The 14432-nt window shown below is 60.9% G+C and carries 11 protein-coding genes and 1 pseudogene; all 12 read left to right on the forward strand.

Features of this window, described 5'->3' with window-relative positions; all coding sequences use genetic code 11:
* Positions 1–2 precede the first annotated feature (2 nt).
* The 12 genes and pseudogenes from ftsL (at position 3) to ftsZ (ending at position 14354) form a co-directional block, all read left to right on the forward strand.
* Complete coding sequence (gene ftsL / locus ACTG2O_RS06100) at positions 3–317, forward strand: cell division protein FtsL (protein WP_005336166.1); 315 nt, start codon at positions 3–5, stop codon at positions 315–317.
* Positions 314–2066: pseudogene (locus tag ACTG2O_RS06105) on the forward strand (penicillin-binding transpeptidase domain-containing protein). The gene ftsL and the pseudogene ACTG2O_RS06105 overlap by 4 nt, the downstream one beginning before the upstream one ends.
* On the forward strand, positions 1999–3531 hold the full coding sequence (murE, locus tag ACTG2O_RS06110; RefSeq protein ID WP_439975465.1) for a UDP-N-acetylmuramoyl-L-alanyl-D-glutamate--2,6-diaminopimelate ligase: 1533 nt from the start codon (positions 1999–2001) through the stop codon (positions 3529–3531). Before ACTG2O_RS06105 ends, murE begins: the two are co-directional and overlap by 68 nt.
* The gene (locus tag ACTG2O_RS06115) at positions 3528–4883 is read left to right on the forward strand and encodes a UDP-N-acetylmuramoyl-tripeptide--D-alanyl-D-alanine ligase (protein WP_439975466.1); all 1356 of its coding nucleotides are present in this window, start codon (positions 3528–3530) and stop codon (positions 4881–4883) included. Before murE ends, ACTG2O_RS06115 begins: the two co-directional genes overlap by 4 nt.
* Positions 4877–5959: a phospho-N-acetylmuramoyl-pentapeptide-transferase gene (gene mraY / locus ACTG2O_RS06120; RefSeq protein WP_005355120.1), complete on the forward strand. Its 1083-nt coding sequence runs from the start codon at positions 4877–4879 to the stop codon at positions 5957–5959. The genes ACTG2O_RS06115 and mraY overlap by 7 nt, the downstream gene beginning before the upstream one ends.
* A 4-nt stretch (positions 5960–5963) precedes the next feature.
* Complete coding sequence (gene murD, locus ACTG2O_RS06125) at positions 5964–7247, forward strand: UDP-N-acetylmuramoyl-L-alanine--D-glutamate ligase (RefSeq protein ID WP_439975467.1); 1284 nt, start codon at positions 5964–5966, stop codon at positions 7245–7247.
* Positions 7244–8425, forward strand: coding sequence for a cell division protein FtsW (gene ftsW, locus ACTG2O_RS06130; protein WP_005336154.1), 1182 nt, complete (start codon positions 7244–7246; stop codon positions 8423–8425). Before murD ends, ftsW begins: the two co-directional genes overlap by 4 nt.
* On the forward strand, positions 8425–9507 hold the full coding sequence (murG, locus tag ACTG2O_RS06135) for an undecaprenyldiphospho-muramoylpentapeptide beta-N-acetylglucosaminyltransferase (RefSeq protein WP_005355117.1): 1083 nt from the start codon (positions 8425–8427) through the stop codon (positions 9505–9507). Before ftsW ends, murG begins: the two co-directional genes overlap by 1 nt.
* Before the next feature lie 111 nt (positions 9508–9618).
* The gene (gene murC / locus ACTG2O_RS06140) at positions 9619–11073 is read left to right on the forward strand and encodes a UDP-N-acetylmuramate--L-alanine ligase (RefSeq protein ID WP_005336150.1); all 1455 of its coding nucleotides are present in this window, start codon (positions 9619–9621) and stop codon (positions 11071–11073) included.
* A gap of 97 nt (positions 11074–11170) precedes the next feature.
* On the forward strand, positions 11171–11923 hold the full coding sequence (locus ACTG2O_RS06145) for a cell division protein FtsQ/DivIB (RefSeq protein WP_180342833.1): 753 nt from the start codon (positions 11171–11173) through the stop codon (positions 11921–11923).
* A complete protein-coding gene (gene ftsA / locus ACTG2O_RS06150; RefSeq protein ID WP_005336148.1) occupies positions 11904–13163 on the forward strand; it encodes a cell division protein FtsA in 1260 nt (419 codons plus the stop codon). Before ACTG2O_RS06145 ends, ftsA begins: the two co-directional genes overlap by 20 nt.
* 39 nt (positions 13164–13202) lie before the next feature.
* Positions 13203–14354: a cell division protein FtsZ gene (ftsZ, locus tag ACTG2O_RS06155; protein WP_005336147.1), complete on the forward strand. Its 1152-nt coding sequence runs from the start codon at positions 13203–13205 to the stop codon at positions 14352–14354.
* Positions 14355–14432 lie beyond the last annotated feature (78 nt).

Raw genomic sequence — 14432 nt, forward strand, 5'->3', positions numbered from 1 at the left:
CGATGAGTGAAGTGCGTGTTCATCTGGCCAAGGAGATCGTTGCCGATCTCTGGCGGCACAAGCTGCAGATTTTTCTGTCGGTCGCCGTGCTGGTGACCGCGTTTGCCGTGATCCTGGTGACCAACATGACCCGTGGTCTGACGGCCAAGCAGAACGATCTGATGGCGGAAGAGGATCGCCTCAATATCGAATGGCGCCACCTGCTGCTGGAGCAGGGCACCCTGGCTGAACACTCCCGGGTGGCGAGTCTGGCGATGGACAAGTTGCAGATGGGTCGTCCGCTGGTGACCACCGAGAAGGTAATTACCCAACCATGAAACGCAAGGCTACAGCCAAAGCTGCCAAAGCGAATGTCAAAGCGCCATCGATCTATCCGTGGCGCTTTCGCACGCTTGCGGTGTTTATCGGCATCGCGTTTGTGGGTCTGATCCTGCGTCTGGCCTGGATCCAGGTGATCAATCCGGATCGTCTGCGTCAGGAAGGGGACATGCGTTCCCTGCGTACCACCTCTACCCGGCGGTGCGCGGCATGATCACCGATCGCAACGGCGAGCAGCTGGCGGTTTCTGTGCCGGTCGAAGCTGTCTGGGCCGATCCCAAGACAGTGCATGAATCCGGTGCCATCAATAATGAGCGAGCCTGGCTGGCGCTCTCCGCCGTGCTCAAGCTCGACATCAATACCCTCAAACACCGCATCGCCAACCCCAGCAAGCGCTTCGTCTATCTGCAGCGTCAGGTTACTCCTGCGGTGGCAGAATATATCAAGGGGCTCAAGCTGGGTGGCGTCTACCTGCGCCCCGAAGCGCGCCGCTTCTATCCGACCGGCGAGATCAGCGCCCATCTGGTGGGGGTGACCAACATCGATGGCAGCGGTATTGAAGGGATTGAGCGCAGCTACAACGAGTGGCTGACGGCGACACCCGGCGAAATGCGGGTGCGCAAGGATCGTCAGGGCCGCGTCATCGAACGGCTTGGCATCGTTAAAGAGGGCAAGAACGCCAACGATCTGCAGCTCATATCGATCAGCGGGTGCAGGCATTGGCCTACCGTGCCCTCAAGCGGGCAACCGACGAGAACAAGGCGACCTCCGGCTCCATGGTGATGCTGGATATCAAGACCGGTGAAGTGCTCGCAATGGTCAACACCCCCTCCTATAACCCGAACAACCGCGGCCAGTATCAGAGCTTCCGGGTACGCAACCGGGTGGTGACCGATACCTACGAGCCGGGTTCGACCGTCAAACCATTGATTTTGCTCAGCGCCTTGCAGGCAGGTGTCACCAGCTGGAAAGATTTCATTCCCGGTGGTCCGCTCTTTATCGGTGCCAAGCAGATCAAGGACGTCAGTATCCACAAGGCGACCAACCTCTACGATATCCTGCGTTACTCCTCCAACATCGGTATGTCGCGCATCGCGTTGCGGATGCCGGCGCAGGAGATGATCAACACCCTCAGCATGTTCGGTTTCGGCATGGATACTGGCAGCGGGCTGATGGGCGAGAGCAGCGGCATGCTGCCCCAGCGTCGTCGCTGGTCCGATATCGAGCGGGCGACCCTCTCGTTCGGTTATGGCCTGCGGGTCACCCCGCTGCAACTGGCTTCCGCCTACGCCACCCTGGCCAACAAGGGCAAGCGGGTGCCGCTCTCCATCGTCAAGGTGACTACGCCGCCCAAGGGTGAGCAAGTTATTGATCACAACAACGCCGCTGCCATGTTGCAGGCGCTGGAGTACGTGGTCGACAACGCCATTCCCAAAGCCAAGATCCCGGGCTATCGGGTTGGCGGCAAGAGTGGTACCGCCAAGGTCGCCGTCGCCGGTGGCTATGGCAAGGATTACATGGCCTGGTTTGCCGGTTTCGCACCCGCCAGTGATCCCCGTTTCGTCATGGTGGTGGTGATCAACGAGCCAAAAGGCAGCGCCTATTATGGCGGCGCCGTGGCGACCCCACCGTTTGCAGAGGCCATGGGCGGGGTGCTGCAGCTCTTCAATATTCGTCCCGATGCGGTGCCGCCAGCGGTGCCCACCAAACTTGCCCGTACGGAGGCTTCTCTTGTCCCGCGCACTTGATGCATTACTGCGCCCCTTCGGTATCCAGGCGCCGGCGCTAACCCTGACCGATATCCAGCTGGATAGTCGGCGGGTTGGCCCCGGCTCGCTCTTCGTGGCCATTCGCGGTCATCAGGTGGATGGCAGACGGTTTATCGAACAGGCGGTGGCTCAAGGAGCAACCGCTGTTGTGTTTGAGGAGGATGGTGAATTTATCCCACCATCGACTCCGGTTCCCTGTATCGGGATGCGGGATCTGCCCGCTCACCTCTCAGCACTCGCAGGTACCTTCTACGACCAGCCAGCGAACAAGCTGCAACTGGTGGGGATCACCGGCACCAATGGCAAGAGCACTACCGCTTTGCTGGTCGCCAACTGGCGCACCCTGCTGGGTGGCAAGGCGGGTGTGATGGGCACCATCGGCAACGGCCTGTTCGGCAATTTGACCGAAGCGGAAAACACCACCGGCAGCGCCGTGCAGGTGCAAGCCAATCTGGCTGCGCTGCAAGCGCAGGGGGCGGATCTGGTGGCGATGGAGGTCTCCAGCCACGGTCTGGTGCAGCATCGTGTTGCCGCACTGCCGTTTGCCGCTGCCGTTTTCACCAACCTGAGCCGGGATCACCTCGACTACCACGGCACCATGGAAGCCTATGGCGCGGCCAAAGAGCAGTTGCTGCAGTTGGTCGATGAGTCTAATGCGGTGATCAACCGTGACGACGAGCTGGGTGCCAAGTGGATCGAAAAATACCCGGCAGCGGTGGCCTTCAGTGTGGATGGCCCGATTGAACACCATTCTGGCCGTCAATTAACGGCGCAGCAGCTCGATTTTCACCAGCAAGGTTTTCGCGCGCAGATTAACTCCAGCTGGGGGAATGGTGTATTATCCGCCCCCTTGCTCGGGCGCTTCAACGTCAGCAATGTGCTGGCCGCGATGGGCGTGATGCTGGTGCTCGGCTATGACTTCCATGAGCTACTGGCAACGGCCCCGAAATTGCAGCCGGTGACGGGTCGTATGGAGTGTTTTGGCGGTGGCGATACGCCGCTGGCGGTAGTCGATTACGCCCACACCCCGGATGCGCTGGAGAAGGCATTGCAGGCACTGCGGGTGCACTGCACAGGCCAGCTCTGGTGTCTGATCGGTTGTGGTGGCGACCGCGATCGCGGCAAGCGCCCCATGATGGCCGCCATGGCCGAGCAGTATGCGGATCGCGTGATCCTGACCGACGACAATCCCCGTACCGAGGAGCCGGCCCGGATCATGGCCGACATGGTGGCGGGTCTTCGCGATCCTGCTGCGGTGCAGGTGGAGCACGACCGGGTCAAGGCGATTGTGCTGGCCATTGGTCAGGCGAGTAAACAGGACATCATCCTGGTGGCCGGTAAGGGTCACGAGGATTATCAGATCATTGGAACCGACAAGCGGCACTACAGCGACCGGGAAACCGTCGCGGCCGCCTTGCACACATTATTGGAGTCATTCAAATGATGACCCTCAGGCTTGCCGAGCTGGCGCAGGTACTCGATGCCCGCCTGATTGGTGACGATGGCGAGATCACCGTCGTCAGTACCGACACCCGCACTCTGGGCGCGGGTGCCCTGTTCGTTGCCCTGCGCGGCGAGCGCTTCGATGCCCACGATTTTTGCGAACAAGCCGTTCAGGCAGGGGCCTCTGCCCTGCTGGTCGAGCGTGAGCTGCCGCTGGCCATCCCCCAGCTGGTGGTAGCCGACAGTCTGAAAGGACTGGGCCGACTCGGCAAACTGGTGCGCGAGCGTATCAACCCGAAAGTGCTGGCCATTACCGGCAGCTGCGGCAAGACCACGGTGAAGGAGATGGCAACCGCCATCCTGCGCAACGAAGGGGAGGTGCTGGCCACCGCTGGCAACTTCAACAATGAGGTGGGCGTGCCGCTCACCCTGCTGCGCCTCGAACCGCAACACAAGTTTGCGGTGATGGAGCTGGGTGCCAACCATCCGGGCGAAATCGCCTGGACTACTTCACTGGCCAAACCCGATGCCGCCATCATCAACAACGTGGCGGCGGCCCATCTGGAGGGCTTCGGCTCGCTGGAAGGGGTGTTCCACGCCAAGAGTGAAATCTTTGAGGGCTTGAGCGAGGGTGGCACCGCCATCGTCAATGCCGACAACGAATTCTGGCCGAAGTGGCGGGAACGCGGCATTCAGTGCGCCTTCTCCATCGACGATCAGAGCCAGCCGTTCCACGCGCGCAACCTTGTACTCAATGAGCGAGGCTGCGCCGAGTTCGTGATGGTGACCCCGCAGGGTGAGCTGAGCCTGACTCTGGCTATCCCGGGTCGCCACAACGTGGCCAACGCACTGGCTGCCGCCGCGGGCTGTCTGGCCCTCGGCGCATCCCTCGGCTCCGTCAAGGCGGGGCTGGAACAGATGGCGCCGGTCAAGGGGCGCTTCTGCGTCCAGCGCTGGGGTGGTCTGACTCTGGTGGATGATACCTACAATGCCAGCGTGGAATCCGTGCTGGCGGGCATCGATGCCCTGACAGCCATGGGCGGCTTCAAGGTACTGGTGTTCGGTGATATGCGGGAACTGGGTGAGGAGTCTGCCGAGCAACACGCGCGGGTTGGCCGTCATGCCCGCGAGCGCGGTCTGGATGCCGTGCTGACAGTGGGGGAAGAGAGTCGCCACACCGCAGATGCCGCGGCTGGCCGACATTTCGATAACAAGGCATCGTTGTTTGAAGTGCTTGCGCAAATGATAAATACACATCAGGAAATTTCGATTCTGGTCAAGGGGGCCCGTGGCTCCCGCATGGAAGATATCGTCGAGATGGTCAAAGGCCATCAGGAGTCAGCCACATGCTAGTCTGGCTGGCCGAACTGCTCACCCCGCACTTCACCTTCTTCAACGTCTTCTCCTACCTGACGTTTCGCGCCATCCTGTCGATCATCACCGGACTGGGGGTTGCCCTCTGGATGGGGCCGCGGCTGATACGTCGCCTGCAGATCCTGAAATTCGGTCAGGTGATCCGCAACGATGGTCCCGAGTCCCACCTCAGCAAGCGGGGCACCCCGACTATGGGTGGCCTGATGATCATTGCTGCGATTTTCACGTCTGTGCTGCTCTGGTGCCGCCTCGACAACCCCTATGTCTGGTTGGTGCTGTTTGTGCTGGGTGCCTACGGCGCCATCGGTTTTGCCGACGACTACCTCAAGGTGGTGCGCAAGAATACCGACGGCCTGATCGCACGCTGGAAGTATTTCTGGCAATCCGCGGTAGCGCTGGCGGTGGCGGTGTTCCTCTATGCGACCGCAACCCATGAGGGGCAGACCCAGCTGGTGGTGCCTTTCCTCAAGGATGTGATGCCGCAGCTTGGCCTGATGTTTATCGTGCTGACCTACTTTGTCATCGTTGGCACCTCCAACGCGGTCAACCTGACCGACGGTCTCGACGGCCTGGCCATCATGCCGACCGTGATGGTGGCGGGCGGCTTTGCCCTGATCGCCTGGGCCACCGGTAACGTCAACTTTGCCAACTACCTGCACATTCCCTACGTGCCCTATACCTCCGAGCTGGTGATCGTCTGTACCGCCATTGTCGGGGCGGGTCTGGGTTTCCTCTGGTTCAATACCTATCCGGCGCAGGTCTTTATGGGGGACGTTGGTTCCTTGGCGCTGGGCGGCGCGCTCGGTACCATCGCCGTGCTGGTCCGTCAGGAGTTCCTGCTGGTGATCATGGGCGGCGTCTTCGTGATGGAGACCGTCTCAGTGATCCTGCAGGTGGGTTCATACAAGCTGCGCGGCGTGCGAATCTTCCGCATGGCGCCGATCCATCACCACTACGAGAAGAAGGGCTGGCCGGAGCCGCGCGTCATCGTGCGCTTCTGGATCATCACCCTCGTGCTGGTTCTGCTGGGTCTTGCCACCCTGAAGGTGAGGTAAGGCCATGGTCATCATCATCGGATTGGGCAAAACCGGGCTCTCCTGTGTCGATTACTTCCTCGGCCGTGGCGTGACGCCACTGGTGATGGATACCCGCGCCAACCCGCCCGGCAAGGAGCAACTGCCGCCTGAGGTAGAGCTCATTCACGGTCTCGACGAGGGGCTGCTCAAGCAGGCGCACATGATTGTCGCGAGCCCGGGTATCGCGCTGGCGACCCCCGAACTGAAAACGGCTGCCGAGTGTGGTGTGCAGATCGTCGGTGACATCGAACTGTTTGTTCGCGAGACCCAGACTCCGGTCATTGCCATTACCGGCTCCAACGGCAAGAGCACCGTTACCACCCTGGTGGGTGAGATGATTGCCGAAGCGGGACTCAAGGTCGGTGTGGGCGGCAATATCGGTACACCGGCGCTGGAGCTGCTCAAGCAGCCGATGGATCTCTGTGTGCTGGAGCTCTCCAGCTTTCAGCTGGAAACTACTCACAGTTTGCGTGCTGCCGCCTCCGTGGTGCTGAACCTCTCAGAAGATCACATGGATCGTTATCAGGGCATGGCCGACTATCGCGCCGCCAAGATGGAGATCCATCAGCACTCCAAACACATTCTGGTCAATCGTGACGATGCCCAGACCCTGCCCGATGTAGGTCAGGTGTGGCAGAGCTTTGGTCTCGATTGCAATGGCTATGGCCGTTGCCTGCTGGATGGTCGCTACTGGTTGACCCTGCACGGCGAACCGCTGCTGGCGGTGGACGAGATGAAGATCGTCGGTGCCCACAATCAGGCCAACGCCCTTGCGGCCATGGCGCTGTGCGATGCGGTCGGTATTCCCCGTGCGGCTCAGCTTACCGTGCTGCGTCGTTTCGAGGGCTTGCCCCATCGTGCCCGCTTCGTGCGGGAGGTGAACGGGGTGCGCTGGATCAACGACTCCAAAGCCACCAACGTGGGGGCCACGCTGGCTGCCGTTGCCGGTGTGCGCGAGTCGGTCAAGGGGCGCCTGTTGCTGCTGGCCGGTGGTCAGGGCAAGGGGCAGGATTTTGGCCCGATCCAGGCGCTGCTGGGCAACCAGATCGATCACATGTACTGCTTCGGTCAGGATGCCGAGGTGCTGCTGGCACTGGGCGAGCAGACCGAACGGGTGGCCGACCTGGCCGCTGCGGTTGCCAAAGCGGCGGCCGATGCCAAGCCCGGTGACTGGGTGCTGCTGGCGCCAGCCTGTGCCAGCCTCGATCAGTTCAAGTCGTTCGAGGTGCGCGGCGATCGCTTCACCGAGATGGTGCTGGCGCTATGAACGCCCTTCGCGCAGCAGCAGGTCTGTTCCAGCGCTGGTTGTTACCGGCGCGTCCTGCCGGTCTCTACGATCGGCAGCTGGTACTGCTGGCACTCTCTCTGATGGCGGTCGGGGTGGTCATCGTGGCCTCGGCGTCGATCCCCGAAGGGATTGCGCTGGGGGATGACCCCTTCATGTTTGTGAAACGTCACGCCCTGTTTCTGGTGATGGCGCTCGGTATCTCCTGGTTTGTGTTGCAGGTGCCGATGGCGCGCTGGCAACAGCACAACGGCCCCATGCTGCTGCTGGCGATCTTGATGCTGGTACTGGTGCTGCTGGTGGGGCGCAACGTCAACGGTGCGGTGCGCTGGTTGCCGCTCGGCCCCTTCAACCTGCAGCCTGCCGAGTTTGGCAAGCTGGCGCTGTTTGTCTATCTGGCCGGCTATCTGGTGCGGCGCCAGAGCGAAGTGCGTGAAGCCTGGATCGGCTTCCTGAAACCGCTGGCGGTGTTCGGGGTGCTGGCGGTCTTGCTGCTGTTGCAGCCTGACCTGGGTTCCACCGTGGTGATGTTCGTTACCTCGTTTGGCATGCTGTTTCTGGCCGGAGCCCGACTGGGACAGTTTTTGACCCTGATCGGCGCGGGTCTCGGCTCGGTGGTGATGCTGATCATCGTCGAGCCCTACCGGATGCGGCGGGTGACCTCCTTTATGGACCCCTGGGCCGATCCGTTTGGTAGTGGCTACCAGTTGACCCAGTCGCTGATGGCGTTTGGTCGTGGCAGCTGGTTTGGCGAAGGGCTTGGCAACTCTATCCAGAAGATGGAGTACCTGCCGGAAGCGCACACCGACTTCGTGTTTGCGATCCTCGGTGAAGAGCTGGGTTACGTCGGGGTGCTGGGCGCCCTGTTCCTGATTTTTGCACTGGCGGTCAAGGCGCTCAAGCTGGGGCATCGCGCGCTGGTGGCAGAGCGGCTCTATGACGGTTATCTGGCGATCGGCATTGGCATCTGGTTCAGCTTCCAGACCTTCGTCAACGTCGGCGCGGCCAGCGGCATGATGCCGACCAAGGGCTTGACCCTGCCGCTGGTGAGTTACGGTGGTTCCAGTCTCATCATCATGTCGGTGGCGGTGAGCATGTTGATTCGAATCGATTTTGAGTTGCGTCAGGCGACAGCCCAGGCGCGCGTGCGGGAGGTTTAGTGAGCAAGACTCTGTTGGTGATGGCAGGTGGTACCGGTGGGCATGTGTTCCCCGGTCTGGCCGTGGCCGATCGCCTGAAGGCCCAGGGCTGGACTGTCCACTGGCTCGGCACTGCCGACCGGATGGAGGCGGAGCTGGTGCCCGCCCACGGTTATCCCATCTCCTTCATCGATATTCAGGGAGTGCGTGGCAACGGCATCAAGCGACTGCTGGTTGCCCCCTATCGCATCGTCAAGTCGATCCTGCAGGCGCGTCAGGTGCTCAAGACCGTTCGTCCTGATGTGGTGCTCGGCATGGGCGGTTTTGCTTCCGGCCCGGGTGGCGTGGCGGCCTGGTTCTCCGGCATCCCGTTGCTGCTCCATGAGCAAAATGCTGCTGCAGGCATGACCAACAAGCTGCTGGCCCGTATCGCCAGGCGGGTGCTGATGGCATTTCCGGGTGCCTTCGCGCCGAGCCGTCGCACCGCCGTGGTCGGTAATCCGGTGCGCCCCGAAGTGGTCGCCCTGCCGGATCCGCAACTGCGCAGCGGGGATGAGCCACTGCATCTGCTGATCGTGGGTGGCAGTCTGGGAGCGCGGGTGCTCAACGAGCAGGTACCTGCTGCGGTGGCGGCATCCGGCGTGCCCATTGAAGTGCGTCACCAGTGTGGCAAGGGCAATGCCGAGGCTGTCTCTGCTGCCTATGCCCAGCACGGCATCAATGCCGAGGTGAGCGAATTTATCAAGGATATGGCCAGCGCCTACGCCTGGGCCGATCTGGTGGTCTGCCGTGCCGGTGCGCTGACTGTTTCCGAAGTGGCTGCCGCCGGTGTGGCCGCCATTTTCGTGCCGCTGCCCCATGCGGTGGATGATCACCAGACCCGTAACGCCCTGACCCTGGTCGACGGCGGAGCGGCCGAGTTTCTGCCCCAGTCCGAGCTGAACACAGCCTCACTGGCGGCACGCTTGACCTGGTTGGCAGGTCGCCGGGAGACCCTGTTTAACATGGCGAAAGCGGCTCGACGCGTCGCCATCACCGATGCGGCCGAGCGGGTTGCAGATGAGTGCAAACAGCTCGCAACCGGGCAGCGTGGTAAAGATTGATGAGCAAGGTTGCAGCGGTGACACCGGGCAGCCTTGTACCTGTATGTATTGATGCCGCCGTGCAGCCGTGCTTTGACGGCACATGGCCTGCGGCAGACTAAAGAGACGATTATGACCAAGGTTGAACTGGCAAAACTGCGTACTGTGATCCCCGAAATGCGCCGCGTGCGTCGCATCCACTTTATCGGCATCGGTGGTGCCGGTATGGGCGGGATCGCCGAAGTGCTTGCCAACGAAGGGTATCAGGTAACGGGTTCTGATCTGGCTCGCAACGCCGTGACCGAACGGTTGGCCGGACTGGGCGCGCACATCTTCGTCGGCCACAGTGCCGAACACGTTGAGGGTGCCAGCGTGGTGGTGGTCTCTACTGCCATCAAGCAGGACAACCCGGAGCTGCTGGCTGCCCGTGAACTGCGGATCCCGGTGGTGCGCCGTGCCGAGATGCTGGCCGAGCTGATGCGTTTCCGCCACGGTATCGCCATCGCTGGTACCCACGGCAAGACCACCACCACCAGTCTGGTGGCGAGTATCTATGCCGAAGCCGACCGCGACCCGACCTTCGTCATCGGTGGCCTGCTCAACAGTGCCGGTACCAATGCCCGCCTGGGCAGCAGCCGCTACCTGATTGCCGAAGCGGACGAGAGCGACGCCTCTTTCCTGCATCTGCAGCCGATGGTCTCTATCGTGACCAACATCGAAGCGGATCACATGGATACCTACGGCGGTGATTTCTCCAAGCTGAAGGCCACCTTCATCGAGTTTCTGCACAATCTGCCCTTCTACGGACTGGCGGTGGTCTGCATCGATGATCCGGTGATCCGTGGCATGTTGCCCGAGATTGCCCGTCCGACCTTGACCTACGGTCTCTCTGACGATGCCGATGTGCAGGTGCTGGATTTTGTCCAGACCACCAACCACAGCTGCTTCCGTGTTCGCCGCAAAGAGGCGGGTGAGCTGCAGGTGACCCTCAATTTGCCGGGTATTCACAACGCATTGAACGCCGCAGCGGCGATAGCTGTCGCGACAGAGGACGGTGTTAGCGACGAGGCCATCATCTCTGCACTGGCCAAATTTGAAGGGGTCGGTCGTCGCTTCCAGCAGTATGGCGAGTTTGAAACCGGTCGCGGCAAGGCGATGCTGGTGGACGATTACGGTCACCACCCGAGCGAAGTGAAGGTCACCATCAATGCCGCCCGTGCCGGTTGGCCCGAGAAGCGTCTGGTGATGGTGTTCCAGCCGCACCGTTATACCCGCACCCGCGACCTCTACGAGGACTTCGCCGATGTGCTCTCCAAGGTAGACGTGCTGGTGATGCTGGAGGTTTATGCTGCCGGCGAGGAGCCGATCCCGGGCGCTGATGGACGGGCACTGTGCCGCTCCATTCGCTCGCGTGGCAACCTGGAACCCATCTTCGTCGCCACGCCAGATGACGTGCCAGCCGTGCTGGCCGACTTGATCGGCGAGGGGGATTTGGTGCTGACTCAAGGCGCCGGGAACGTCGGGGCGCTGGCCCGTCGTCTCGGAGAGATGAAATTGAGCATAGATAGCATGAAATCTGGCGCCTGAGGGCCCAATGAGTATTTTGACCGCCAAGCCGGGGCCTATATAATGGCGAACCGGTCTGTCAAAGGCCGGTTTAGCGCGTTACACGGGGATCGATCGGGTGGAGGCAAGGGCACAGGGGCGCACCAAGGGTGGCTTCATCGCAGGGGTAGCATTTTTCCTGCTGGTGATATGGGGCTGCTACCGGACGGCGCTGGATGTTAAAGGTTGGCTGACAGATGCCAACCGGTTGCCCATGAGCGAGCTGTTGCTGCAGGGGCAACACCAGTATTTGCAAACCGAAGAGCTGCGGATGGCCGTGCTGGATGGCGCCGAGCTGCGCAACTTCTTCGAATTGGACGTCAACGAATTGCAGGCAAGGCTCAATGCCTTGCCATGGGTGGCCTCGGTCTCGGTACGAAAGAAGTGGCCGAACAAGATCAAGATCTACCTCACGGAACAAGATGTGGCGGCGCGCTGGAATGGCAACCGCTTCGTCAACACCAGGGGCAAGGTATTCAGTGCCCCGGATCGGGTCAAGACGCCGCTGTTGCAGCTGTCAGGGCCGGATGACCAGGCCGCCCGGGTGTTGAAAGAGAGTCGGCAGTACGAGTCGCAACTGGCTGCCAAGGGATACAAGTTGCTGGGGGTGAATCTGACCCCCCGCCATGCCTGGGAACTGACCCTGGATGGCAATATCAAGCTGTTCCTGGGACGCAATGACATTGCGCTCCGGCTGCAGCGGTTTATCGATGCCTTCCCGGTTATCGAACCTCGTGCGCAAGTCGCCTACGTGGATCTTCGATACGACACCGGAATGGCAGTTGGCTGGAAGAAGAGCGAAGAGAAAGTGCATGACCAACACCGCAGATAGGAATTTGATTGTCGGACTGGATATCGGCACAACCAAGGTGGCGGTTCTGGTCGGGGAAGTATTGCCGGACGGTGAACTGAATGTCATCGGTATGGGCAGTCACGCTTCTCGCGGAATGGAGAAGGGCGGGGTCAATGACCTCGACTCCGTGGTCAAGTCACTGCGCCGCGCGGTGGAAGAGGCCGAGATGATGGCAGATTGCCAGATCAGCTCGGTCTATCTGGGGTTGTCCGGCAAGCATATTGATTGCCGCAACGAGACCGGTATGGTGCCCATCTCCGATGAAGAGGTGACCCAGGAGGATGTGGACAACGTGATCCACACTGCCAAGTCGGTTCGCCTCTCCGACGAGCTGCGGGTGCTGCATGTGCTGCCTCAGGAGTTTGCCATCGATTATCAGGAAGGGATCAAGAATCCGGTCGGCCTCTCCGGTGTGCGGATGGCGGCCAAGGTTCACCTGATCACCTGCCACAACGACATGGCCCGCAACATCGAGAAATGTGTGGAGAAGGTCGGCTTGCGCGTGGATCAATTGATCTTCTCCGCGCTGGCCTCCAGCTATGCGGTGTTGACCGAAGACGAGAAAGAGCTGGGTGTCTGCGTGGTGGACATCGGTGGCGGCACCATGGATATGTCGCTGTTTACCGGCGGTGCCCTGCGCCACACCAAGGTGATCCCGTATGCTGGCAGCACTGTGACCAGCGACATCGCCTACGCCTTTGGCACGCCGCCGCTCGACGCGGAAGCGATCAAGGTGCGCTACGGTTGCGCCCTAGGCCGTCTGGTCAGCAAGGAAGACAATATTGAAGTACCCAGTGTCGGCGGTCGCCCGGCGCGCAGCCTGCAACGGCAGACACTGGCTGAAGTGATTGAGCCCCGTTACACCGAGTTGCTCTCCATGGTGAATGATGAGCTGGTGCGGGTACAGAGCGAGTTGAAAGCGCAGGGGGTCAAGCATCAGCTGGCAGCCGGTGTGGTCTTGACCGGCGGCGCTGCCCAGATTGAAGGCATTGTGGAGTGTGCAGAGCAGATCTTCCAGAGCCAGGTCCGGGTGGGAGAGCCCATGAACATACGTGGTTTGAGTGATTACGTGCAGGCACCGGTGTACTCGACTGCGGTCGGGTTGCTGCAATATGGCCGCACCCATCAAGCCACAGGTAGCAACAAAGAATATGCCGCCAAGGCAAGCGTCGGTGGCCTGGTCAAACGGGTTAGCAACTGGCTGCGTGGCGAGTTCTAAGAATTTTGCTGAGTCAGGCAAATAAAGCGGAGAGACAACATGTTTGAATTTATGGATAGCCACACTGACGAAGCCGTCATTAAAGTGATCGGTGTAGGTGGCGGCGGCGGTAACGCTGTCGAGCACATGGTTCGTCAAAATATTGAGGGTGTTGAGTTCATTACCGTCAACACCGACGCCCAGGCACTGCGTAACTCCAGCGCCAACACTACGCTGCAGATCGGCGGTGGCATCACCAAGGGTCTGGGTGCCGGCGCCAATCCGGAAGTGGGTCGTGATGCGGCCATGGAAGATCGCGAAGCACTGCGTGAGCTGCTGACCGGTTCCGACATGGTGTTCATCGCCGCCGGTATGGGTGGTGGTACCGGTACCGGTGCTGCGCCGATCGTGGCCGAAGTGGCACGCGAGATGGGCATCCTGACCGTTGCTGTGGTGACCAAGCCGTTCTCCTTTGAAGGGAAGAAGCGGATGGGCTTCGCCGCGCACGGCATTGAGGAGCTCTCCAAGAACGTCGACTCCCTGATCACCATCCCCAACGACAAGTTGCTGAAGGTGCTGGGTCGCGGTATCTCCCTGCTGGATGCCTTCAAGGCGGCCAACGATGTACTGCTTGGCGCGGTACAGGGCATTGCCGAGCTGATCACCCGCCCGGGCTTGATCAACGTCGACTTCGCGGACGTGCGTACCGTGATGCGTGAAATGGGTACCGCCATGATGGGTACCGGTTCCGCCTCTGGTGATGACCGTGCTGAAGAAGCGGCCGAGAAAGCCATCTCCAGCCCGCTGCTGGAAGATGTGGATCTGGCTGGCGCCCGTGGCATCCTGGTCAACATCACCGCCGGTATGGATATGACCATCGAAGAGTTCGAAACCGTGGGTAACGCGGTCAAGGCCTTCGCTTCCGAGAACGCCACTGTAGTTGTGGGTACTGTAATCGATCCGGAAATGCACGACGAACTGCGTGTGACCGTGGTTGCTACCGGTATCGGTGCCGAGCGCAAGCCTGACATCACACTGGTCAAGAGCAGCCAGGTGCAAGAGCGCCCGGTGCGTCAGCCGCTGGTTAGCGACATGATGCAAGGCCGCGTGATGGACGAAGCCCCGGCCAAGGTGGTCAACGCCGAGCCGCAAGCTCGTCGTGAACCGGATTACCTGGATATTCCGGCGTTCCTGCGCAAGCAAGCTGACTAAGTCTCTTATGGCTCTCGTTTGTTTGTTGTTCAAGGAATGTGCTAAGATGGCCTGCCAACGACCATCTGGTCCGGATTT

The sequence above is a fragment of the Aeromonas sp. 61P genome (assembly GCF_051919545.1).
Taxonomy (GTDB): Bacteria; Pseudomonadota; Gammaproteobacteria; order Enterobacterales; family Aeromonadaceae; genus Aeromonas; species Aeromonas veronii.

Bases quoted from the DNA above. Each gene is read 5' to 3' on its own strand.
- ftsA (WP_005336148.1), top strand. From the start codon at position 11,904: ATGACCAACACCGCAGATAGGAATTTGATTGTCGGACTGGATATCGGC.
- ftsZ (WP_005336147.1), top strand. From the start codon at position 13,203: ATGTTTGAATTTATGGATAGCCACACTGACGAAGCCGTCATTAAAGTG.
- ftsL (WP_005336166.1), top strand. From the start codon at position 3: ATGAGTGAAGTGCGTGTTCATCTGGCCAAGGAGATCGTTGCCGATCTC.
- murD (WP_439975467.1), top strand. From the start codon at position 5,964: ATGGTCATCATCATCGGATTGGGCAAAACCGGGCTCTCCTGTGTCGAT.
- ftsW (WP_005336154.1), top strand. From the start codon at position 7,244: ATGAACGCCCTTCGCGCAGCAGCAGGTCTGTTCCAGCGCTGGTTGTTA.
- ACTG2O_RS06115 (WP_439975466.1), top strand. From the start codon at position 3,528: ATGATGACCCTCAGGCTTGCCGAGCTGGCGCAGGTACTCGATGCCCGC.
- murE (WP_439975465.1), top strand. From the start codon at position 1,999: ATGCGGTGCCGCCAGCGGTGCCCACCAAACTTGCCCGTACGGAGGCTT.
- mraY (WP_005355120.1), top strand. From the start codon at position 4,877: ATGCTAGTCTGGCTGGCCGAACTGCTCACCCCGCACTTCACCTTCTTC.
- murC (WP_005336150.1), top strand. From the start codon at position 9,619: ATGACCAAGGTTGAACTGGCAAAACTGCGTACTGTGATCCCCGAAATG.